The 21,387-nt window shown below is 64.2% G+C and carries 17 protein-coding genes and 4 tRNA genes; 13 read left to right on the forward strand and 8 right to left on the reverse strand.

What is annotated here, in order from left to right:
- Positions 1-82 precede the first annotated feature (82 nt).
- The 8 genes from clpX (at position 83) to ACTPOI_RS17665 (ending at position 6,120) form a co-directional block, all read left to right on the forward strand.
- Positions 83-1,348: an ATP-dependent Clp protease ATP-binding subunit ClpX gene (clpX, locus tag ACTPOI_RS17630; RefSeq protein WP_440111128.1), complete on the forward strand. Its 1,266-nt coding sequence runs from the start codon at positions 83-85 to the stop codon at positions 1,346-1,348.
- 125 nt (positions 1,349-1,473) lie between these two features.
- A complete protein-coding gene (lon, locus tag ACTPOI_RS17635) occupies positions 1,474-3,915 on the forward strand; it encodes an endopeptidase La (RefSeq protein WP_440111130.1) in 2,442 nt (813 codons plus the stop codon).
- Between the two features lie 84 nt (positions 3,916-3,999).
- Positions 4,000-4,075: transfer RNA gene (locus ACTPOI_RS17640), tRNA-Gly, on the forward strand.
- Positions 4,076-4,133: 58 nt separating this feature from the next.
- Positions 4,134-4,207, forward strand: a tRNA-Cys gene (locus ACTPOI_RS17645).
- Positions 4,208-4,370: 163 nt separating this feature from the next.
- Positions 4,371-4,446: transfer RNA gene (locus ACTPOI_RS17650), tRNA-Gly, on the forward strand.
- 148 nt (positions 4,447-4,594) lie between these two features.
- Positions 4,595-4,686: transfer RNA gene (locus tag ACTPOI_RS17655), tRNA-Leu, on the forward strand.
- Positions 4,687-4,699: 13 nt separating this feature from the next.
- Complete coding sequence (locus ACTPOI_RS17660; protein ID WP_440111132.1) at positions 4,700-5,341, forward strand: DUF6806 family protein; 642 nt, start codon at positions 4,700-4,702, stop codon at positions 5,339-5,341.
- A 236-nt stretch (positions 5,342-5,577) separates the two neighbouring features.
- Positions 5,578-6,120, forward strand: a complete 543-nt coding sequence (locus ACTPOI_RS17665; RefSeq protein ID WP_440111134.1) for a M48 metallopeptidase family protein — start codon at positions 5,578-5,580, stop codon at positions 6,118-6,120.
- A gap of 263 nt (positions 6,121-6,383) precedes the next feature.
- Here the strand turns inward: ACTPOI_RS17665 and murI are convergent, their stop codons facing one another.
- The 4 genes from murI to ACTPOI_RS17685 form a co-directional block, all read right to left on the reverse strand.
- Positions 6,384-7,277 carry a glutamate racemase gene (murI, locus tag ACTPOI_RS17670; RefSeq protein WP_440111136.1) on the reverse strand — a complete coding sequence of 298 codons (894 nt, stop codon included), beginning with the start codon at positions 7,275-7,277 and terminating at the stop codon, positions 6,384-6,386.
- 233 nt (positions 7,278-7,510) lie between these two features.
- Positions 7,511-8,065, reverse strand: a complete 555-nt coding sequence (locus ACTPOI_RS17675) for a DUF6882 domain-containing protein (RefSeq protein WP_440111138.1) — start codon at positions 8,063-8,065, stop codon at positions 7,511-7,513.
- A gap of 258 nt (positions 8,066-8,323) precedes the next feature.
- On the reverse strand, positions 8,324-9,889 hold the full coding sequence (locus ACTPOI_RS17680) for a fumarate hydratase (RefSeq protein WP_440111140.1): 1,566 nt from the start codon (positions 9,887-9,889) through the stop codon (positions 8,324-8,326).
- Positions 9,890-10,106: 217 nt separating this feature from the next.
- A complete protein-coding gene (locus tag ACTPOI_RS17685; RefSeq protein WP_440111142.1) occupies positions 10,107-10,754 on the reverse strand; it encodes a hypothetical protein in 648 nt (215 codons plus the stop codon).
- Positions 10,755-10,954: 200 nt separating this feature from the next.
- On the opposite strand from ACTPOI_RS17685, the gene fumC reads away from it, so the two are divergent.
- Positions 10,955-12,340: a class II fumarate hydratase gene (gene fumC, locus ACTPOI_RS17690; RefSeq protein ID WP_440111144.1), complete on the forward strand. Its 1,386-nt coding sequence runs from the start codon at positions 10,955-10,957 to the stop codon at positions 12,338-12,340.
- An 82-nt stretch (positions 12,341-12,422) separates the two neighbouring features.
- Here fumC and ACTPOI_RS17695 read toward each other — a convergent pair whose 3' ends face one another.
- Complete coding sequence (locus tag ACTPOI_RS17695; RefSeq protein WP_440112660.1) at positions 12,423-13,460, reverse strand: DNA topoisomerase IB; 1,038 nt, start codon at positions 13,458-13,460, stop codon at positions 12,423-12,425.
- A 487-nt stretch (positions 13,461-13,947) separates the two neighbouring features.
- Entirely contained in the window at positions 13,948-14,547 is a 600-nt protein-coding gene (locus ACTPOI_RS17700; RefSeq protein WP_069103111.1) for a TIGR00645 family protein, read from the reverse strand.
- A gap of 172 nt (positions 14,548-14,719) precedes the next feature.
- Here ACTPOI_RS17700 and acs point away from each other — a divergent pair, with 172 nt between their 5' ends.
- Complete coding sequence (gene acs / locus ACTPOI_RS17705; RefSeq protein WP_440111146.1) at positions 14,720-16,714, forward strand: acetate--CoA ligase; 1,995 nt, start codon at positions 14,720-14,722, stop codon at positions 16,712-16,714.
- Between the two features lie 294 nt (positions 16,715-17,008).
- A complete protein-coding gene (locus ACTPOI_RS17710) occupies positions 17,009-17,476 on the forward strand; it encodes a LapA family protein (protein WP_440111148.1) in 468 nt (155 codons plus the stop codon).
- 95 nt (positions 17,477-17,571) lie between these two features.
- Here ACTPOI_RS17710 and ACTPOI_RS17715 read toward each other — a convergent pair whose 3' ends face one another.
- Positions 17,572-17,877 carry a c-type cytochrome gene (locus ACTPOI_RS17715; RefSeq protein ID WP_440111150.1) on the reverse strand — a complete coding sequence of 102 codons (306 nt, stop codon included), beginning with the start codon at positions 17,875-17,877 and terminating at the stop codon, positions 17,572-17,574.
- 114 nt (positions 17,878-17,991) lie between these two features.
- Here ACTPOI_RS17715 and ACTPOI_RS17720 point away from each other — a divergent pair, with 114 nt between their 5' ends.
- A complete protein-coding gene (locus ACTPOI_RS17720) occupies positions 17,992-18,231 on the forward strand; it encodes a TIGR04438 family Trp-rich protein (protein ID WP_440111152.1) in 240 nt (79 codons plus the stop codon).
- A gap of 222 nt (positions 18,232-18,453) precedes the next feature.
- Here the strand turns inward: ACTPOI_RS17720 and ilvD are convergent, their stop codons facing one another.
- Positions 18,454-20,160, reverse strand: a complete 1,707-nt coding sequence (gene ilvD / locus ACTPOI_RS17725) for a dihydroxy-acid dehydratase (protein WP_440111154.1) — start codon at positions 20,158-20,160, stop codon at positions 18,454-18,456.
- A 138-nt stretch (positions 20,161-20,298) separates the two neighbouring features.
- On the opposite strand from ilvD, the gene ACTPOI_RS17730 reads away from it, so the two are divergent.
- Complete coding sequence (locus tag ACTPOI_RS17730) at positions 20,299-21,324, forward strand: LysR family transcriptional regulator (protein ID WP_440111156.1); 1,026 nt, start codon at positions 20,299-20,301, stop codon at positions 21,322-21,324.
- Positions 21,325-21,387 lie beyond the last annotated feature (63 nt).

Consider the following 21,387-nt stretch of genomic DNA (forward strand, 5'->3'; position numbering starts at 1 on the left):
GGCGTTTTCCTTCGGGAAGGCGCCGTTTTTTATTTGGTTATCATCCCGTTAACTTACCGAAACAAAGCAAGGCATTGCCCCCATGGCCGAGAAAAAAGGCTCTTCCAGCGAAAAAACCCTCTACTGCTCTTTTTGCGGCAAAAGCCAGCATGAAGTGAAGAAGCTGATCGCCGGTCCGTCGGTCTTTATCTGCGACGAGTGCATTGACCTGTGCAACGAAATCATCCGCGACGAGCTTCCAGCTGGCGATGCGGCCCGCGAGGCGCGCAGTGATCTGCCGACGCCCGTGGAGATCAAGACCAACCTGGACAACTACGTCATCGGGCAGGATGTCGCCAAGCGCACGCTGGCCGTGGCGGTGTACAACCACTACAAGCGCCTGCGCCACAAGGACAAGGCGCACAAGGATGATGTCGAGCTTTCCAAAAGCAACATTCTGCTGATCGGGCCCACGGGTTCCGGCAAGACGCTGCTGGCGCAGACGCTGGCGCGCATGCTGGATGTGCCTTTTGTGATGGCCGACGCGACCACGCTGACCGAAGCGGGCTACGTGGGTGAAGATGTCGAGAACATCGTGCAGAAGCTGCTGCAAAGCTGCAACTACGAGGTGGAGCGCGCACAGCGCGGCATCGTGTACATCGACGAGATCGACAAGATATCGCGCAAGTCCGACAACCCCAGCATCACGCGGGATGTGTCGGGCGAAGGCGTGCAGCAAGCCTTGCTCAAGCTGATCGAAGGCACCATGGCCAGCGTGCCACCCCAAGGTGGGCGCAAGCACCCCAACCAGGATTTCCTGCAGATCGACACCACGAACATCCTCTTCATCTGCGGCGGCGCGTTTGCCGGGCTGGAGAAGGTGATCGAGAACCGTACCGAGGCCTCCGGCATCGGGTTCGGCGCTTCGGTCAAGAGCAAGAAGCAGCGTTCGCTGACTGAAGTGTTCACCGAGATCGAACCCGAGGATCTGATCAAGTTCGGCCTGATTCCCGAACTGGTGGGGCGCATGCCGGTGATCACCGCGCTGGCCGAGCTGAGCGAAGATGCCCTGGTGCAGATCCTGACCGAGCCCAAGAATGCGCTGGTCAAGCAGTACAGCAAGCTGCTGGCCATGGAAGGCGTGGACTTGGAGATCCGGCCCGCTGCGCTCAAGGCGATTGCCCGCAAGGCACTGGCTCGCAAGACCGGCGCACGCGGACTGCGGTCCATCCTGGAACAGTCGCTGATCGGGACCATGTTCGATCTGCCCAATACCAGCAACGTTGAAAAGGTGGTGGTGGACGAATCCACCATCGACGAAAACAAGCCACCGCTGCTCGTGTACCGCGAAGCGGCCAAGAAGGCCTGAGATGCCGGAACGGGGCGCGCCAATGTCGCCCTTGCTGCAACAACCCTTCACGCGCCGCGGCTGCGCGTGAGGGTTGAAAATCCCTCCATGTGGACCATATTCCACAGAGCACTTTGAGGATTTCCATGTCCGGACACACCCCCCTGCCAGCCACCCCCATCGACCTGCCGCTGTTGCCGTTGCGCGACGTGGTGGTGTTTCCCCACATGGTCATTCCGCTGTTCGTCGGCCGGCCCAAGAGCATCAAGGCCCTCGAACTGGCCATGGAGTCGGACCGCCGCATCATGCTGGTGGCCCAAAAGGCTGCCGCCAAGGACGAGCCTTCGGTGTCGGACATGTTCGACGTCGGCTGCGTCTCGACCATTTTGCAGATGCTCAAGCTGCCCGATGGCACGGTGAAGGTGCTGGTGGAAGGCCAGCAGCGCGCGGCTGTGACCTCTATCGAAGATGCCGAAACGCACTTCACGGCTACGGTGACGCCGGTGGAGGCGCAACCGGAGGCCAGCAAGCCCAGTGAGATCGAAGCGCTGCGTCGCGCGGTGATGCAGCAGTTTGACCAGTACGTCAAGCTCAACAAGAAAATCCCACCCGAGATCCTGACGTCGATTTCCAGCATCGACGACCCAGGCCGTCTGGCGGACACGATCGCCGCCCACTTGCCGCTCAAGCTGGAGAACAAGCAGGTGGTGCTGGACCTGGCGGATGTGAAGGCGCGGCTTGAAAACCTGTTCGAGCAACTGGACCGCGAAGTCGACATCCTGAACGTCGACAAGAAGATCCGCGGGCGCGTCAAGCGCCAGATGGAGAAGAACCAGCGCGACTTCTACCTGAACGAGCAGGTCAAGGCCATCCAGAAGGAACTCGGCGAGGGCGACGAGGGCGCCGACATCGAAGAGATCGAAAAGAAGATCAAGCTGGCCAAGATGCCTGCCGAAGCCCGCAAGAAGGCCGACGCCGAACTCAAGAAGCTCAAGCTGATGTCGCCCATGTCGGCCGAAGCCACGGTGGTGCGCAACTACATCGATGTGCTGACCGCGCTCCCCTGGAGCAAGAAGACAAAAATCAAGCACGACCTGGTGAATGCCGAGGGCGTGCTCAACGAAGACCACTTCGGCCTCGACAAGGTCAAGGACCGCATCCTTGAGTACCTTGCAGTGCAGCAACGCGTAGACAAGGTCAAGGCCCCCATCCTGTGCCTGGTCGGCCCTCCGGGCGTCGGCAAGACCTCGCTCGGGCAGTCGATTGCCAAAGCGACCGGCCGCAAATACGTGCGCATGGCGCTGGGCGGCATGCGTGACGAGGCCGAGATCCGCGGCCACCGCCGCACCTACATCGGGGCGCTGCCGGGCAAGGTGCTGCAGAGCCTGTCGAAGGTGGGCACGCGCAATCCGTTGTTCCTGCTGGACGAGATCGACAAGCTGGGCACGGACTTCCGCGGTGATCCGTCGAGCGCGCTGCTGGAAGTGCTGGATCCCGAGCAGAACCACACGTTCGGGGACCATTACGTCGAGGTGGATTTCGACCTGAGCGACGTGATGTTCGTGGCGACATCGAACTCGATGAACATCCCGCCGGCGCTGCTCGACCGCATGGAGGTCATCCGACTCTCGGGTTACACCGAGGACGAGAAGACCAGCATTGCCATGAAGTACCTGCTGCCCAAGCAGCTCAAGAACAATGGCGTGAAGGAAGAGGAGCTGCTCATTACCGAGCCCGCCGTGCGCGACATGGTGCGCTACTACACGCGGGAGGCGGGTGTCCGCTCGCTGGAGCGTGAGCTGTCCAAGATCTGCCGCAAGGTGGTCAAGGGCCTGCAGCTTAAGAAGCTCACGCCCCAGGTCGTGGTGACCGAGGACAACCTCCCGGACTTTCTGGGTGTGCGCAAGTACACGTACGGTCGCGCCGAGCTGCAAAACCAGGTGGGCCAGGTGGTCGGCCTGGCGTGGACCGAAGTGGGCGGTGATCTGCTGACCATCGAGGCTGCCACCATGCCTGGCAAGGGTGTCATCACACGCACCGGCTCGTTAGGCGACGTGATGAAGGAGTCGGTGGAGGCCGCCCGTACGGTGGTGCGCAGCCGCTCCCGAATGCTCGGCATTCGCGATGACATGTTTGAAAAGCGCGATATCCACATCCACGTGCCGGACGGTGCGACGCCCAAGGACGGCCCGAGCGCTGGCGCCGCAATGACGACCGCTTTCGTGTCGGCGCTCACGGGGATCCCGGTGCGCGGCGACGTGGCGATGACGGGTGAAATCACTCTGCGCGGTGAGGTCACGGCCATTGGTGGGTTGAAGGAAAAGCTGCTTGCGGCTCTGCGTGGCGGCATCAAGACGGTGCTTATCCCGGAAGAGAACGTGAAGGACCTGCAGGAGATCCCGGACAACGTGAAGAGCGGGCTTGAAATCGTGCCCGTGCGCTGGATCGACAAGGTGCTGGAAGTGGCGCTTGAGCGCAAGCCGGTTCCGCTCACGGACGAAGAAGTCGCCACCGTGGTTGCAGCCATGGCTGAGAAGACCGCATCCGCGACTCCGGTACCGCCGGCGGCCGATGGTTTGAAACATTGACGCAAAATCTGTGGAACCGTCAAAAAGTGCGCTACAATTCTCTTCATCGAAGCAAACGTTGTACAATGTGAGGCTTCGGTAAATGCGGGAATAGCTCAGTTGGTAGAGCGCAACCTTGCCAAGGTTGAGGTCGAGAGTTCGAGACTCTTTTCCCGCTCCAATTTCCAGAAAAAGGGAAGCAGTAGCTTCCCTTTTTTGTCAGAGGAATGTGAATCCCTGGCGCGGTAGCAAAGCGGTTATGCCCCGGATTGCAAATCCGGTTAGTCCGGTTCGACTCCGGACCGCGCCTCCAGATTGCTGGTGTTGATGTTGTGGCCCGAGCGGGCGGCAAATTGGCACGGTGTCAGGGCAGGTAGGAAAAAGTTTTGAACGTTTTGTCCTCAAGAGCGTTTGAAATGGAGTATAATTTGAGGCTTGTCACACTGCACTGATTGAAAAATTAGTTTCGGGCAAATGCGGGAATAGCTCAGTTGGTAGAGCGCAACCTTGCCAAGGTTGAGGTCGAGAGTTCGAGACTCTTTTCCCGCTCCATATTCGCAAGGGAAGCTTCGGCTTCCCTTTTTCATTTCGGCCCAGGGTGTGTGCGTGGAACCACTCCCTGAGAGCACGCGCAACAGGGCATTGCGCGCGTGCGCTGCCCGGGTTACGCTGCAACGCAGGTGTGCGCTCAGCAGCCGGCGCCCCGATGGTGAAATTGGTAGACACTGCGGACTTAAAATCCGCCGCTTCCTGAAAAGGGGCGTGCCGGTTCGACCCCGGCTCGGGGCACCACTACGAATCAATCATGTCAAGTTACAACGCACCCTTTGAAATTCATGTCCATGGACAAGTGCAGCTGCGCGCAGACGTGGGATTCGAGCAGCTTCAGGATGCGCTGAAGCCGCTTTGGAAGTACGCCGGAGCCCGGTCGCTGGCCGATGGCGCTGCAAGTGCTTACGAAGAAGAGCCCGGCATCAAGTTCGATGCGCAGGAGCATGTGCTCCAGATGTGCTGGACCGTGCGCGGCGACGATGATTTCCGCCAGTCGCTCGACGAGATGTGCATGAGCCTGAACGAACTGGCCGAGCTGGGTGCCGCCATTGAGGTCACGTTCTACGACACGGATTTCGACGAAGAAGAAGAGGAAGAAGGCGCCGAGTCGCGCGATGACTTCATCATGCTGTTCGTCGGCCCGACGCCCGCGGCCATCATGCAGGTGCAGCGCGACCTTCTGGTGCAGGACGTCGTCAACATGATGGAGCGCCACTTCGACGGCGCGGAGCTGGGTGGGGTGGTCACCGAGATTGACAAGCTTTTCAGCCAGCGTTTCGACGCACTGGTCAACTCGCTAGAAATCGGCAAGCCGCCCCGCGGGCCCGGAGGTTCGGGCGGCTCTGGCAGCGGTCACGGTGGCGGTGGTGGACGCAGGCCACGCCATCTGCACTGACCTGGCTGTTTGTCTGCCGTCCCTTGGTTGAAAGCGGGCAGCAAGGGAGCAGGGCAGTGCGGACCTTTGAACTTGTCCAAGCTGCCACCCTTGATTTGATTGTTTCTGCGCTTTGGGCAGTCGCTGATCGCCACCACTCGGTGGCTGGTTGATGTGTCGCCACCCACAGGCCGCTTGGTTTTTCGGACCGGCCTGCGATGTAGGCCCTGCTGGCGTCCACCCTTGCACACAGATCCATGGAACTTCCCTACCTGCGTTCCTACCCCGAGACCTTGCAGACGCAGGCGCGCGAACTGCTCGCGGCCGGCAAGCTTGGCTCGGTATTGCAGCGCAAGTACCCAGTGGCCCACTCGGTGCGCAGTGACAAGGCCCTCTACGACTATGCGCAAGAACTCAAGGCGTGCTACCTGCGCAATGCGGGGACTGTGAACAAGGTGGTGTTTGACAGCAAGATCCATGTCGTGCGGCACGCGCTCGGCTTGCACACGTCCATATCCAAGGTGCAGGGCAACCGCCTGGCTGCGCGTCATGAAATCCGCGTCGCGTCGATGTTCAAGCAGGTACCGGACGAGTTCTTGCGGATGATCGTTGTCCACGAGCTGGCCCATCTGCGCGAGAAAGACCACGACAAGGCCTTCTACCAGCTGTGTACCCACATGGAGCCGCAGTACCACCAGTATGAGTTCGACCTGCGGCTGTACCTAACGTACATGGAACACTCCGGTGAACGGCTGTGGAGTGCAGACGGTGCCGATCAGCCCGGCAGCGCCAAAAGCTGATCTCTATCTGCAGGTCGCGTCTACCGGCCGAAAACGTGAACGGCAACCCGCGGGGCTCACGTACTTCGATTGAGGGTTTGATTGCTATAGAAATTATAGCTATTGGTGCTTATTTTGAAAGGGCTACACGCAGTTTTAACCCCAAACTCTGCCTGTGGCACTTACACAGAGACCTGGCGGAGGGAAACGACCTGCCTCGCAGAAACAGCCCATGTCCGCTGCCACCGACGTAGCACCAATGCGGACAACGGCGCACAACCGACTCAGGGCACCGTCACACTGCTGCAGCACTGGGCAGGCAGATCCAGCCAACGCTGTGCGGCAGCCTGCAACATCTCCACGGGCCCCGTGGTCAGCAGCTGCACACGCGACGTCGCCGGTGTCGCCGCTGGCTGTCCTCCGCCCGCACCCATGTCAGCCGGTGCGTTGGCAATCCCTCCCGCTTCCAGCAGCCGTTGGGTCTGTCGGGCGACGGGTTCACCGGTTTCGATGAACTGCACATCCGGCCCGGTGATCGCACGCAACTCGTCCGCCACGAAGACGTAGTGCGTGCAGCCGAGCACCAGCGTGTCGATCAGCCCAGGCGCGGTGCCGAAGGCGCCCATGGCTTCCAGATATGTCTTGCACAGCTTTCCGGTCTCGGTGGCCTCCACCGGCGCGCCCGGCAACGGGCCGGGGCGCGACACGCTGCGCTCGATGGCGTGGGCGAGTCCATCGCAGGGCTGGATCACAAAGTGCGCCTGCTCGGCCACCGACGTCATCAGCCTTGCGAATTTGGCGCTGGTGAGCGTCCCCCGCGTACCGATCACGCCTACGTGCCCTGTACGGGTAGCGGCCAGTGCGGGCTTGATGGCTGGCTCCAGGCCCACCAGGGGCAGCTCAGGGCGGCTGCTGCGCACCTCGTGGATGGCGGCCGCCGTGGCCGTGTTGCACGCCACCACCAAGGCCTTGATGCCGTGCTGAGCGCACAGGTAGTCGGCGATGGCATGGGTGCGGGCGCTGACGTAGGTGTCCCCACGCTCGCCGTAAGGCGCATGGGCGCTGTCAGCCAGATATACGAAGCGCTCGTTGGGCATGGCTGCAAGCAATGCACGGAGCACGCTCAGGCCACCAACGCCGCTGTCAAACACGCCGATCGGGGAAGAGGCCAGCGGCATCAAAAGGTCCAGACTCAGGGAGTGGGGAAGCCCGTGATTGTAGGAAAGTCGATGTGCGCGCGCGTGCCACCGCATCGGAGCTGGGGCGCGGCCTGGGCAGCCCTGGATCGCAGTTCGGGGTCGGCAGGTGCCTGTCGCCCCCCGGGGCCGGAGGCATACGGCGGGCGGTGGTCAGGCCGGTGCCGCGCCAGCGCGGTGCTGGCCACCGCCCGCGCCATGGGTTTTCACCGGCATCAGGGCCGGGGATGCGTGAGCAGGTAGTACCGCTTGACCAAGGTTTTCTGCCCGCTGGCCACGCCGTCCACAAACGCGTCGCCCACGGTCACCAGCAACCCCCGGTTGTCGGTCAGCTGCGCTGCGAAGGCGCACAGGTACCACACGGCCTCCTCGGTGGCCACTGTGGTGGCATCAGACTGGAACAGCGCGATGCCATGCTCCCGGCCATACAGGCGGATGGGTGCGCTGCCTGTCACAAACGACTTTTGACGCGGGTCTTTCAGGTCCGGGTCGGTCCAGGTCCGCTCCACCGAAGACCACTCCCACCGCCGGACAGCGGGGACGTAGGCGCCCAGCATCTCCAGGTCAAACACGGTGGTCTTGCCCGCGCGCACGACGGTGAGGGTTCTGGCGAAGTGGTCAATCGTGCGTAAGCTGCTGCCCGCCAGAAAGTCGGCGTTCAGGCGCCGCTGGCGTTCCATGTGCGCGGGCACGCTGGCGTCCAGCAGTGCAGCCGTCTCTGCCGGTATCTGGCCGCCGAATGCCTGCAGTGCCGCCTGCCTGGGAACCATCGGAGGGTTGGCGTGTGCAGTGCCGAGCAAGGCGCCAAGCGTCGCGAGCGCAAAGGCGACTTGCCAGCGCCATAGGGGACGCAGATAACGAGCGGGTGTGGGCAGCATGACGTAACCATGGTGAACCGGCGCAACGCACGGAGCCAGAGGATTGTGATCCGGCGCCGCACAGGCACCCCGGACGCAGCCAAACAAAAACCGCCCGAAGGCGGTTTCCAGGGAAAAGCTGAGAACCCGTGAAGCTCTCCGCAGGGCGCCTCAGGCTGCGGCCACGCCAATGCCCTTGAACTCGCCCGTGGCGATGCGCTTTTGCCATTCGGCCGGGCCGGTGATATGGGCGCTCGTGCCGCCCGAATCCACAGCCACGGTCACGGGCATGTCCACCACGTCAAATTCGTAGATCGCTTCCATGCCCAGGTCTGCAAAGCCCACCACCTTGGCGGTCTTGATGGCTTTGCTGACCAGGTACGCGGCGCCGCCCACGGCCATCAGGTAGGCGCTCTTGTGGTTCTTGATGGACTCGATGGCGACTGGACCGCGCTCGGCCTTGCCGATCATGGCGATCAGGCCGGTCTGCTCCAGCATCATGTCGGTGAACTTGTCCATGCGCGTGGCCGTGGTGGGGCCGGCGGGGCCCACAGCCTCACCCTTGACCGGGTCCACGGGGCCCACGTAGTAGATGACGCGGTTGGTGAAGTCCACCGGCAGCTTCTCGCCCTTGGCCAGCATGTCCTGGATACGTTTGTGCGCGGCGTCGCGGCCGGTCAGCATCTTGCCGTTCAGAAGCAGCGTGTCGCCGGGCTTCCAGCTGGCCACTTCTTCCTTGGTGAGCGTATCGAGGTTGACCTTCTTGCTCTTGTTGTAATCGGGCGCCCAGTCCACGTTGGGCCACAGGTCCAGGCTGGGCGGCGTGAGATACACGGGGCCGGAACCATCGAGCACAAAATGCGCATGGCGTGTGGCGGCGCAGTTGGGGATCATCGCAATCGGCTTGCTGGCTGCATGCGTGGGGTACATCTTGATCTTGACGTCCAGCACCGTGGTCAGCCCACCCAGGCCCTGCGCGCCAATGCCCAGCGCGTTGACCTTCTCGAACAGTTCCAGGCGCAGCGCCTCTACCTTGTCGAGCGCGGGGCCGCCGGTCTTGGCGGCTTCGGCCTTGGCCTGCAGCTCGTACATGTCCAGATCGTCCATCAGGCTTTCCTTGGCCATGAGTACCGCCTTCTCGGCCGTGCCGCCGATACCGATGCCCAGCATGCCGGGTGGGCACCAGCCTGCACCCATGGTGGGCACTGTCTTGAGCACCCAGTCCACGACGCTGTCGCTGGGGTTGAGCATGTACATCTTGGACTTGTTCTCAGAGCCGCCGCCCTTGGCTGCCACGGTGATGTCCACCGTGTTGCCGGGCACGATCTCGGTGAAGATCACGGCCGGCGTGTTGTCCTTGGTGTTCTTGCGGTCGAACTGCGGGTCGGCCACCACGCTGGCGCGCAGCGTGTTGTCGGGGTGGTTGTAGCCGCGGCGCACGCCTTCGTTGATGGCGTCGTCCAGGCTGCCGGTGAAGCCTTCCCAGCGCACGTCCATCCCCACCTTCAGGAACACGTTGACGATGCCGGTGTCCTGGCAGATGGGGCGCTGGCCGGTGGCGCTCATCTTGCTGTTGGTCAGGATCTGCGCAATCGCATCCTTGGCGGCCGGGCTCTGCTCGCGCTCGTAGGCGCGGGCCAGATGGGCGATGTAGTCGGTGGGATGGTAGTAGCTGATGTATTGGAGTGCAGCAGCAACGGATTCGATCAGGTCGGCCTGGCGGATGGAGGTGGTCATGGCGTGTGAGGTCGGGGGCGTGGGGTCTGTCGTGCCGGCCCGCTGGCGCAGAGCGCGGCGGTGAGCGCCCGGTATTTTGACAGAGCCCCCGTACCCTGGCCTTACGCCAGCCCGACGGCGCACCAGCGGTGCTCACGGCACATCTGCGGGCGAACCTGCAGCAGCCGGATCTGCTCACGCCGCTTCATCGGCCATTGCGTGACAACACGGGTTGCGGCTAGCGCTCGCGACCAGCCTCACCGTCGTCGAAATTCAGTTCTTCGGTATCTTCAGAAATGTCGTCCGCATCCAGTGGGCGGTGGGCCTGGGCGCTCGCACCGCTGCGCTGATCGGGTGCGGGCAGGCCCGCAGCCAGCGCAAAGTCGGCGCCCACGGTGTTGCCGGTGTCGCGAGTTCTGTCACCGCCGTCACCGGCACGGCCGTCCGAGGGCGCCTCGGCCGACGAATCGCCTGTGGCATCGCCATCGTTCTCGTCCTCGGGAACGGCCAGGATGTCGTCGTTGAGCACCAGGTTCTCCACATGGTCGGGCAAGATGTCGAAGGCGTCGGGTTCGGGGGACCGGTCCACGCTGCGGCGCTCGCCAGCGCCCTGGCTGTCGGTGTCACTGTCCGGGTCTGCGCTGTACACGCCCAGGCTGTCGCTGCCCGAGTCGGAGACATCGCTGGGCCCCATGCTGTCGATGCCGGTCGGGCTGTGGGTGGGGTGGTCGTCGGCGTCAATGCCAAGAAGGGGGCTGGTGGCCATGGTGTGCTCCTGCTGGTAGACATGCGCCTGCGCCTGAAGCGCGCGGGCAGGCGACCCGCGGCCGCCCATGGTCGATGGTCGGCACCGCGCGGCGCGCAGACCGTCAGGGTTCGCTGACATGGATGTCGTCCTTGTTCGCCGGGCGCGCAGAGGGCGATGCCGTTAGCGTGGGAACACCCATAGGGGCTCTGGCACGATGGTTGGATCCGGGCACATCAGCCGGAGGGGTGTGGCTCTTCAGGTGCCGCTGCATTTGCGGCCAATCATTCCTGCCGTAGTGCCATCGGCATCCCCATCAATTTTCTTCTGGAAAGCTTTGCATGACTGACCGCATCGAACACGACACCTTCGGCCCCATCGGCGTGCCTGCCGACCGGCTATGGGGCGCGCAGACCCAGCGCTCGCTGCAGAACTTCGATATCTCGGGCGAGCAGCAGCCGCGTGAAATCATCAGGGCGCTGGCGCAGGTCAAGCGCGCGTCGGCGACCGTTAACCATGCGCTGGGATTGCAGGGCGACGAGAAGACGAAGGCCATCGTGGCAGCGGCCGACGAGGTGATTGCAGGCAAGCACAGCGGCGAGTTTCCGCTGGTGGTGTGGCAGACAGGGTCGGGCACGCAGACCAACATGAACCTCAATGAAGTGCTAGCCAACCGCGCCAGCCAGATCCTCGGCGGCCCCGTGGGGGAGGGGCGGCTGGTGCACCCCAACGACGACGTGAACCGCAGCCAGTCGAGCAACGACGTCTTTCCCACCGCAATGCACGTGGCCGCGGTTGAGGCCCTGACGGACCGGCTGCTGCCGGCACTGGGCAAGCTGCGCGCCACGCTGGCCCGCAAGGCGGCGGAGTTTGATGACATCGTGAAGATCGGGCGCACCCACCTGCAAGACGCCACGCCCCTCACGCTGGGGCAGGAGTTCTCGGGCTACGTGGCGCAGCTGGACCATGGCGAGCGGCACATTCGCGCCGCGCTGCCGCACCTGTGCGAACTGGCGCTGGGCGGCACCGCGGTAGGCACCGGGCTGAACGCGCCGCCCGGCTATGCCGAGCAGGCTGCCGCAGAACTGGCACAGCTCACGGGCAAGCCCTTTGTCACCGCGCCCAACAAGTTCGAGGCGCTGGCATCGGTGGATGCGCTGGTGCACGCGCACGGCGCCCTCAAGACACTGGCCGCCAGCCTGATGAAGATTGCCAACGATGTGCGCTGGCTGGCCAGCGGGCCGCGCAGCGGCATCGGCGAGCTGTCCATCCCCGAAAACGAGCCGGGCTCATCCATCATGCCCGGCAAGGTGAACCCCACCCAGTGCGAAGCCGTGACGATGCTTGCGGCCCAGGTGTTCGGCAACGATGTCGCCATCAACTTTGGGGGCGCATCAGGCAACTTCGAGCTCAATGTGTTCCGCCCCATGGTGGCCCACAACTTTTTGCAGAGCGTGCGCCTGCTGGCCGATGGCATGGTGAGCTTCAACGACCACTGCGCCGTGGGCATTGCGCCCAACCATGCGCGCATCACCGAACTGGTGGCGCAATCGCTGATGCTGGTGACGGCGCTCAACACGCACATTGGCTACGACAAGGCGGCGTTCATTGCCAAGAAGGCGCACAAGGAGGGCACAAGCCTGCGTGAAGCCGCAGTGGCATCAGGCCATGTGACGGGCGAGCAGTTTGACCACTGGGTGGTGCCGGGCGATATGGTGGGGCGGTAGAAAAGCCCGCATCCGCACGCCACCACCCCGGCCGCGCGATGGGCTGCAGTGGCCTGAGCGAACCTCTGTCGGGCCCTGTTGCTCAGGTGGTGGCCGCTGCCCGCCGGCGGCGCGGCTTGCGCAGAAAGCCCAGCAGCCGCCGCTCTGCTGCACTCAGCCCGCGCGGCGTGGCGCTTTCGCCGATGCGCTGCCACACGTCCTGCATGCCCGGGCCCGCGTCGGACGCCAGGCGCGCGCCCAGCTCCAGCACGGCGGGGTGCACGTACGACTTCTTGCACACCGCGGGCGTGTTGCCCAGCTGGCGTGCCACCTCGGCCAGGATGTGCTTGGCGCTCCAGGCCTCGGGGCCCTGCTGGGTGCAGGCCAGTCGGGTCAGCTCCAGCGCCTGCGCCGTTCCATGCCAAGTGCGAAAGTCCTTGGCCGTGAAGTGCTGGCTATCTTGGCTGGCGCTGATCTCGCGCAGGTAGTCGTTCACGTCGGCCGAGCCCACGATGTGCGGCGTGCCATCCTCATCCTCGTACTGGAACAGCTCCTGCCCGGGCAGCTGCTGGCACCTCCGCACCACACGCGCCACGCGCGGGTCCGATAGGCGTACCTCCTGCTGAACCCCGCTCTTGCCCCGAAAGCGCAGGCGCAGCTCGCTGCCCCGCAGGTTGGCGTGTCGCGTGCGCAACGTGGTCAGCCCGTACGAGCGGTTGCTGGTGGCGTATTCCTCGTTCCCCACGCGCAGGTAGGTGGTGTCCAGCAGCCGCACCAGCGTGGCGAGGACCAAGTTGCGGGTCAGCGGACTTTTGCTGCTGCGATGCGCCGACAGGTCCCGCGCCACGCGGGCGCGGATGCGGGGCAGGGCGCGGCCGAAGGCCAGCATGCGTTCGAACTTGCCTTCGTCGCGCTGCAGCCGCCACTCGGGGTGGTAGCGGTATTGACGTCGGCCGCGGGCGTCAAGCCCGGTGGCCTGCAGGTGGCCTTGGGGCAGGGGGCATATCCAGACATCGGTGTAAGCAGGGGGAATGGCAAGGCGGCGGATGCGCGCCAGTTCATCGGCGTCAGTCAGCAGCGTGCCGTCAGGCTGCCGGTACCGGAACTGGTCACCTTCACGCTCGCGGGCCAGCCCTGGCATGGCGGATGACACGTACACCAGTCCTCCGGGCAGGCGCGGTGCCCGGCTTTCCAGGCGGGCTGCAGTGCGGATGTGCTGCCGCGGGGCCTTGGGGGATTTGACCGTTCGATCTGCGCGGGTGGTTGTGGCGAGCGTAGACACGTAAGGCGGGCCGGTAGCGAGCCGGCGATGGCCGCCGGGGGGGCGGAACCTGTACGCACGATCTCAACCGGGATGTCAGGGCCGAGGCGTAGGCGGCGCGCGTAAGTACCGGTAGGCGGCCGTTGCAGGGCTCCAGCAGGGTCCAGGGGCGCAAAACAAGCGAAATTAGCCGATAGCCCTTGTTTTGTTTGCACCTTCAGCTATGTTGTTTGTAGCAAACTACGGGGTGCGCGCACCTGACGGGCGCCAAGGCGGCGGGCCGCTTGCATCTGCCCGCACCTGCCCGTCAGGAGTGACAAAGGGCCTTGGCGCAAGACCACCCCTGCCGCGGGCGCCGGCCCGCTCTTCAATGGCGATCCGTTGCAGGTGCCATCAAACGGTCGGTGAACGCTATGGCCAGTGCGCTCAGCAGGAACACCGTGTGGATGATGGTCTGCCACATCAGCACCTTCAGGTCGTAGTTGGCAGCGTTGATGAAGGTCTTGAGCAGGTGGATGGAGCTGATGCCGATGATGGCCGTTGCCAGCTTGACCTTGAGCACCGAGGCGTTCACATGGCTCAGCCACTCGGGCTGGTCGGGGTGGCCATCGAGGTGCAGGCGCGATACGAAGGTTTCATAGCCGCCCACGATCACCATGATCAGCAGGTTGGAGATCATCACCACGTCGATCAGCGCCAGCACCACCAGCATGATGATGGTTTCGTTGAGCGACACCACTTCGATGTCGCTTTTGTAGCCAATGCTGGAGATCAGCTTCTGCAGCGATGCCGCATCGCCAAACGCTGCTTCGATCAGGTGAACCAGCTCTACCCAGAAGTGAAACACGTACACCGCCTGCGCCAGGATGAGGCCCAGATAGAGCGGAAGCTGCAGCCAGCGGCTCGCGAAAATCAGCGACGGCAGGGGCCGCATGGGAACGGGGGGCTTGGGTTTGGGGGAGGTCATCAGAGGGTGTCTGGTCGGGATGTAAAGGCCGCACGATTCTACGGGTATGGCTCCCGCGGCCGTAAGGTTCGTGCCAGTCAGTGGCTTGTAAGTGCTGCGGCCGACAGTACCGCCGATTCCCGGTAACGGCAAAAGACCGGCATCCATTCCATCAGACCCAGGAGACAACACAATGAGTGCGCCCACATCCGCGATCGAGTCCGTTTTGGTTGAAAACCGCGTGTTCCCTCCTGCCGACGACGTCGTGCGGGCGGCACGCGTGTCGGGCATGGCGGGTTACGACGCACTGTGCGCCGAGGCCGACCGTGACCCCGACGGCTTCTGGGCCCGCATGGCGCGCGAGAACCTGAACTGGACCAAGCCTTTCACGCAGACGCTTGACGAGTCCAACGCCCCGTTCTTCCGCTGGTTTGGCGATGGCGAACTCAACGCGTCGGCCAACTGTCTGGACCGCCACGTCGGCACCCCTACCGAGAACAAGACCGCCATCATCTTTGAAGCCGACGACGGCACCGTGACCCGTGTCACCTTCAAGGAGCTGCTGGCCCGCGTGAGCCAGTTTGCCAACGCGCTCAAGGCCCATGGCGTGAACAAGGGCGACCGTGTCCTCATTTACATGCCCATGACCGTCGAAGGCGTGATTGCCATGCAGGCCTGCGCCCGTATCGGCGCCACGCACAGCGTGGTGTTCGGCGGCTTCAGCGCCAAGGCCGTGCACGAGCGCATCATTGACGCCGGTGCTGTGGCCGTGATCACTGCCAATTACCAGATGCGCGGTGGCAAGGAGCTGCCGCTCAAGGCCATCATCGACGAGGCCCTGGCCACGGGCGGCTGCGACACCGTGCGCAATGTGTTCGTGTACGAGCGCACTGCCACAGCCTGCAACATGGTCGCCGGCCGTGACAAGACCTTTGCCCAGGCGCTGGAAGGGCAGAGCACCGACTGCCCCCCCGTGGCCGTGAATGCAGAGCACCCGCTGTTCATCCTGTACACCAGCGGCTCCACTGGCAAGCCCAAGGGCGTGCAGCACGCCACTGGCGGCTACCTGCTTTGGGCCAAGATGACCATGGACTGGACATTCGACCTGCGCGCCGACGATGTCTTCTGGTGCACGGCCGACATTGGCTGGATCACTGGCCACACCTATGTGGCCTACGGCCCGCTGGCCGCCGGTGCCACGCAGATCATCTTTGAAGGCATTCCCACCTTCCCGAATGCCGGCCGCTTCTGGCAGATGATCGAACGCCACAAGTGCAGCATCTTCTACACCGCGCCTACGGCCATCCGCTCGCTGATCAAGGCCGCCGAGGCCGATGCCGCCGTGCACCCCGCGCGCTCGGACCTGTCGAGCCTGCGCATCCTGGGCAGCGTGGGCGAGCCCATCAACCCCGAAGCGTGGATGTGGTACCACAAGAACGTGGGTGGCGAGCGCTGCCCCATCGTCGACACCTTCTGGCAGACCGAGACCGGCGGCCACGTCATCACCCCGCTGCCTGGTGCCACGCCGCTGGTGCCCGGAAGCTGCACGCTGCCGCTGCCCGGCATCACCGCCGCCATCGTCGATGAAATGGGTAACGACGTACCCAATGGCGCGGGCGGCATCCTGGTCATCAAGCGCCCCTGGCCCAGCATGATCCGCACGATCTGGAACGACCCGGAACGCTTCAAGAAGAGCTACTTCCCCGAAGAGCTCAAGGGCTTCTACCTGGCAGGCGACGGCGCGGTGCGCAGCGCAGACCGCGGCTACTTCCGCATCACGGGCCGCATCGATGACGTGCTGAACGTGTCGGGCCACCGCATGGGCACGATGGAAATCGAATCGGCCCTGGTGGCCAAGACCGACCTGGTGGCAGAAGCCGCCGTGGTGGGGCGCCCGGACGACGTGACGGGTGAGGCCATCTGCGCGTTTGTGGTGCTCAAGCGCTCGCGCCCCACCGGCGAAGAAGCCAAGCAGATCGCCAACGAGCTGCGCAACTGGGTGGCCAAGGAGATCGGCCCGATTGCCAAGCCCAAGGACATCCGCTTTGGCGACAACCTGCCCAAGACCCGCAGCGGCAAGATCATGCGCCGCCTGCTGCGCAGCATTGCCAAGGGTGAGGCGATCACGCAGGACACCAGTACGCTGGAAAACCCCGCGATCCTGGACCAGTTGTCTCAGACCAACTGATCTGGCGCAGCACGGGTCGGGCACTGTTCAGGCAGTGTCCGCTCGTAACGCGCGCACGGGCTCGGCGCGCAGATCGCCGTCAGCCACGTGACGTGACGTACGTTCATTTGTCTGCCTTCCTCCAGCGCTGCAAAGAGGGCTGGGTGTGGGTGATCGGCGTACGCTGCCACGCCCATGTAGGACGCGAACGGAAATCGCATCGGCAGCGTGTGCCGCAGCAGCGGCATGCGTTACAACCCGGGCATCGCGTTGCCCGCCAGCCGGCGGAGCGCTGATTCACCGGAGGTTTCCATCATGCAACTGCGTTCCGTCGTGCTTGTTCTCATCGTGGTCGTCATCGCCTTGCTGGCCGCGCTCAACTGGGGCACCCTCGCTGCGGTGTCGTCTGTCTCACTGGGTATCGTGATCTTTGATGCGCCACTGGGGCTCATCATGCTGGCGCTCACGGTGCTGCTAGGGGTGTTTTTTCTGGCGTACGTGCTGTCCCTCCAGGGCTCTGTGCTGCTGGAAAATCGTCGCCACAACAAGGAAATGCATGCGCAGCGCGAGCTGGCCGACAAGGCCGAGGCATCGCGTTTTACCGAGCTGCGGACGTTTCTGGAAGGGCAGCACCGCTTGGCCCATGCAGAGCTTCTGGCCCGTATGGAAGCGCTTGAGGCGCGGCTCACTCGCCGCGCTGCCGAATCTGACAACGTGACAGCCGCCTACGTGGGGCAGCTGGAGCAGCAGCTGCGCCAGGGCGGCCCGGGAGTCGCGCCGTAACCTGTAGGTGCGCAAGTTAAAAAGCCGCTGCACGTGAGTGCAGCGGCTTTTTCGAGTCGAATCGTGCGCCCGTCACTACCGGGCGGCTCAACGCATCACTTCTGGGTCAGAACCCACGCAGCCAGCTTCTTCGCATCGGCGTCGCTGACCTGCGCGTTGGCGGGCATGGGCACGGGGCCCCACACGCCGCCGCCGCCCTTGATGATCTTCACCGCCAGCTTGTCCACAGCGTCTTTCTGGCCAGCGTACTTGGCCGCCACGTCCTTGTACGACGGGCCCACCAGCTTCTTGTCGACCGCGTGGCATGCCATGCAGTTCTTCGACGTTGCCAGAGCCATGTCGGCCATGGCGGGGACGGCCACCGTCAGGGTCAACGCGAGTGTGATCAGGGTACGCTTCATGGTGGGAATTCCTGTGGTTGGGTTACAGTGCTTTCAACGGAATTGTAGTGACTTAGGTTGACCCGAAGAGCATTGGCGGGCAACCCGTTACCTTTGTACATCGAGGGAGTTTCCATGTATCTGCTGGGCCTGTCGCTGGTGCTTCTTGCGCTGAAATATTTCGAGATCGGGCCGGTTGCGGCCTGGTCGTGGTGGGTGGTGCTTTCGCCCTTTGCCGCCACTGCGGCCTGGTGGGCCTGGGCCGACGCCAGCGGCTACACCAAGCGCAAGGCCATGGAGAAGATGGACGAGCGCAAGAAAGAGCGCATCAACCGCCACAAGGAAGCACTGGGGATCCCGCGCAAGCCGCGCTGAGCGCGTTCTGCGCCGCGACCGCCGCCTTCCCGATCAGGTTCTGTGCGGTGCGGGTTCGCCGCCTGTCGAGCGTTGTGCTGCTGCCTCGCGGCCGAGCCGGGAGGCACCATGAAAAAAGCCAGTTGCGAGATACGTCTCGCAACTGGCTTTTTATCGTTCATGCACTCCCTTCACACCGTTCGCACGGGCGGGTGAGCCTGGCCGCGTATGCGGCCAGCAAAATCAGTACGCGTCGAGCACCGCGCCCTTGCTGGCGCTGGAGGCATTGAACGCAAACTTCGCCTGCACGCCGCGCGTGTAGCGCGGTGCGGGTGGCGTCCAGCCTTCGCGGCGGCGGGCGATTTCTTCCTCGCTCACGTTCAGCTCCAGCAGCAGCTGGCGTGCGTCGATGGTGATGCTGTCGCCTTCATTCACAAAGGCAATCGTGCCGCCTGCAGCCGCTTCAGGCGCCACGTGGCCCACCACCATGCCCCAGGTGCCGCCCGAGAAGCGGCCGTCGGTGATTAGGCCCACGCTTTCGCCCAGGCCTGCGCCGATCAGCGCACCCGTGGGCGCCAGCATCTCGGGCATGCCGGGGCCGCCCTTGGGGCCCAGGTAGCGCAGCACCATGACGTCGCCCGCCTTGATCTTACCGTCCAGAATGGCCTGCAATGCAGACTGCTCGTCGTCGAACACGCGGGCAGGGCCAGTGATGACGGGATTCTTCAGGCCGGTGATCTTGGCCACGGCGCCTTCCGGGCTCAGGTTGCCCTTCAGGATGGCCAGGTGGCCCTGCGCGTACATCGGGTTGCTGATGGGGCGGATCACGTCCTGGTCGGCGCGCGGCTCGTCGGGCACGTCCTTCAGGACTTCGGCCACTGTCTTGCCTTCGATGGTGATGCAGTCGCCGTGCAGCAGGCCGGCCTTCAGCAAGATCTTCATGACCTGCGGTATGCCGCCCGCGCGGTGCAGGTCAACCGCCAGGTACTTGCCGCTGGGCTTGAGGTCGCACAGCACAGGCGTCTGCTTGCGGATGCGCTCGAAGTCGTCAATGTCCCACTCCACGCCGGCTGCGTGGGCAATCGCCAGGAAGTGCAGCACTGCGTTGGTCGAACCGCCGGTGGCCATGATCACGGCCACGGCGTTCTCGATGGCCTTCTTGGTCACGATGTCGCGGGGCTTGATGTCCTTCTTGATCGCCTCGATCAGCACCTTGGCCGATTCCTTGGCCGAGTTCATCTTCTCGTCGTGCGGGTTGGCCATGGTGGACGAATACGGCAGGCTGATGCCCAGCGCCTCGAACGCGCTCGACATCGTGTTGGCGGTGTACATGCCACCGCAAGAGCCGGTGCCGGGGATCGCACGCTTTTCGATTTCCTTGAGGTCAAAGTCGCTGAGCTTGCCGGCTGCGTTCTCGCCCACGGCTTCAAACACGCTCACGATGTTCAGGTCTTGGCCCTTGTAGTGGCCCGGCAGGATCGTGCCGCCGTACACATAGATGGCGGGCACGTTGGCGCGCAGCATGCCCATCAGGCCACCTGGCATGTTCTTGTCGCAGCCGCCCACCACCAGCACGCCGTCCATCCACTGGCCGCCCACGCAGGTTTCGATGCAGTCGCTGATGACTTCGCGGCTGACCAGGCTGTACTTCATGCCTTCGGTGCCCATGGCCATGCCGTCCGAAATGGTGGGCGTGCCGAACACCTGGGCGTTGCCGCCTGCTTCTTCGATGCCGGCGATGGCCGCGTCGGCCAGCTTTTGCAGGCCGCTGTTGCAGGGGGTAATGGTGCTGTGGCCGTTGGCCACGCCGACCATGGGCTTGACGAAATCGCCTTCCTCGTAGCCCATGGCGTAGTACATCGAGCGGTTAGGCGCGCGGCTCTTGCCCTGCGTGATGTTCGCACTGCGGCGGTTGATGGGCTGGATCGGGATGGTCTTGCTGTCTGCCATGGTGGGGTCCTTGTGGGTCGTCGTTGTTGCGTTGCCGCCGCCCGGCGTTGCGCCCGGCATTGTCTGCGTGCAGAAGTATGCGGCGTTTGCAGCAAGCGTTCCAATCCCTTTGTGCCGCTCCAGTAATATAAAAAACATATGAAAGAAACGCTGATCGACGTGCGGGCGTGGCGACAGTTCATCGCCGTGGCCGAAGAACTGCACTTTGGCCGCGCCGCCGTGCGCCTGCACATGACCCAGCCACCGCTCACCCAGGGCATCGCCCAGCTGGAGCGATCCCTGGGCGTGCTGCTGTTTGACCGCACCCGCCGCCGCGTGGCCCTGACCCCGGCGGGCGAGGCGCTGCTGCCGGATGTGCGCGACCTGCTCGAGCGGGCGCAGGCCCTGCCAGCCCGGGCGCGCGCGGCTGCGGCCGGTGAGGTGGGGCGTGTGCGGCTGGGGTTTGTGTCCACCATTGGTTTCGAGCGCCTGCCTGGCTGGGTGCGCGAGTTCCGTGCGGCGTGCCCGCAGGTGGCGCTGGAGCTGGTGGAGGCGACCGGCGACGTGCAGCGCGCTCTGTTTGCCCGCGGCGAGCTCGACGCCGGGCTCATGCTGCATTCGCCAGGCTTTGCGCCGCCTGAGCTGGCCCGCCACCCGGTGGCGCACGAGCCGCTGGTGCTGGCCATGTCGGCCCAGCACCCGCTGGCGCATGCCCCCCGGCCCGACCTGGCCCAGATGCTGGACGAGCCGCTGGTGGTGTTCCCGCGCCGCATCGTCCCGTCGCTGTACGACGCGATCCTGGACCTGTACCGCGCGGCAGGGCGGGTGCCGGTGGTGGCGCAGGAGGCCATCCAGATGCAGACCATCGTCAACCTGGTGTGGGGCGGGCTAGGCGTGGCGTGGGTGCCCGAGAGCGTGACGCAGTTTCGTCGAGATGGCGTGGTGTACCGCACGGGGCACGAGCTTTTTGGCCACGCCAGGCAAGCGGACGGGGAGGGCGCGCCCGGCGGCGCTGGCTTGCCCGTGTGTGAAACCAGCCTGGTCTGGTCGGCCAGTTCCGGCAACCCGGCGCTGCAGCGGTTTGTGGCATTCATCCAGGCGAAGTCGGCCGGCGGCGTGCCTGGCCCGTACGAAGGAGCGGGTGCGCCAGCGCAGGCAGACTCCGGTGCGACGCGGGTGATGTGAGCGAGCGATGCGGTGACGCGCCCGGCCCCTGCTGAAGGCGCGAATGGCGTGCGCAGTCGGTGG

This window comes from Acidovorax sp. BL-A-41-H1 (assembly GCF_051942715.1).

Coding starts and splice junctions, on each gene's coding strand:
- clpX (WP_440111128.1), top strand. CDS start 83: ATGGCCGAGAAAAAAGGCTCTTCCAGCGAAAAAACCCTCTACTGCTCT.
- lon (WP_440111130.1), top strand. CDS start 1,474: ATGTCCGGACACACCCCCCTGCCAGCCACCCCCATCGACCTGCCGCTG.
- ACTPOI_RS17660 (WP_440111132.1), top strand. CDS start 4,700: ATGTCAAGTTACAACGCACCCTTTGAAATTCATGTCCATGGACAAGTG.
- ACTPOI_RS17665 (WP_440111134.1), top strand. CDS start 5,578: ATGGAACTTCCCTACCTGCGTTCCTACCCCGAGACCTTGCAGACGCAG.
- murI (WP_440111136.1), bottom strand. CDS start 7,277: ATGCCGCTGGCCTCTTCCCCGATCGGCGTGTTTGACAGCGGCGTTGGT.
- ACTPOI_RS17675 (WP_440111138.1), bottom strand. CDS start 8,065: ATGGTTCCCAGGCAGGCGGCACTGCAGGCATTCGGCGGCCAGATACCG.
- ACTPOI_RS17680 (WP_440111140.1), bottom strand. CDS start 9,889: ATGACCACCTCCATCCGCCAGGCCGACCTGATCGAATCCGTTGCTGCT.
- ACTPOI_RS17685 (WP_440111142.1), bottom strand. CDS start 10,754: ATGTCAGCGAACCCTGACGGTCTGCGCGCCGCGCGGTGCCGACCATCG.
- fumC (WP_440111144.1), top strand. CDS start 10,955: ATGACTGACCGCATCGAACACGACACCTTCGGCCCCATCGGCGTGCCT.
- ACTPOI_RS17695 (WP_440112660.1), bottom strand. CDS start 13,460: ATGCCAGGGCTGGCCCGCGAGCGTGAAGGTGACCAGTTCCGGTACCGG.
- ACTPOI_RS17700 (WP_069103111.1), bottom strand. CDS start 14,547: ATGACCTCCCCCAAACCCAAGCCCCCCGTTCCCATGCGGCCCCTGCCG.
- acs (WP_440111146.1), top strand. CDS start 14,720: ATGAGTGCGCCCACATCCGCGATCGAGTCCGTTTTGGTTGAAAACCGC.
- ACTPOI_RS17710 (WP_440111148.1), top strand. CDS start 17,009: ATGCAACTGCGTTCCGTCGTGCTTGTTCTCATCGTGGTCGTCATCGCC.
- ACTPOI_RS17715 (WP_440111150.1), bottom strand. CDS start 17,877: ATGAAGCGTACCCTGATCACACTCGCGTTGACCCTGACGGTGGCCGTC.
- ACTPOI_RS17720 (WP_440111152.1), top strand. CDS start 17,992: ATGTATCTGCTGGGCCTGTCGCTGGTGCTTCTTGCGCTGAAATATTTC.
- ilvD (WP_440111154.1), bottom strand. CDS start 20,160: ATGGCAGACAGCAAGACCATCCCGATCCAGCCCATCAACCGCCGCAGT.
- ACTPOI_RS17730 (WP_440111156.1), top strand. CDS start 20,299: ATGAAAGAAACGCTGATCGACGTGCGGGCGTGGCGACAGTTCATCGCC.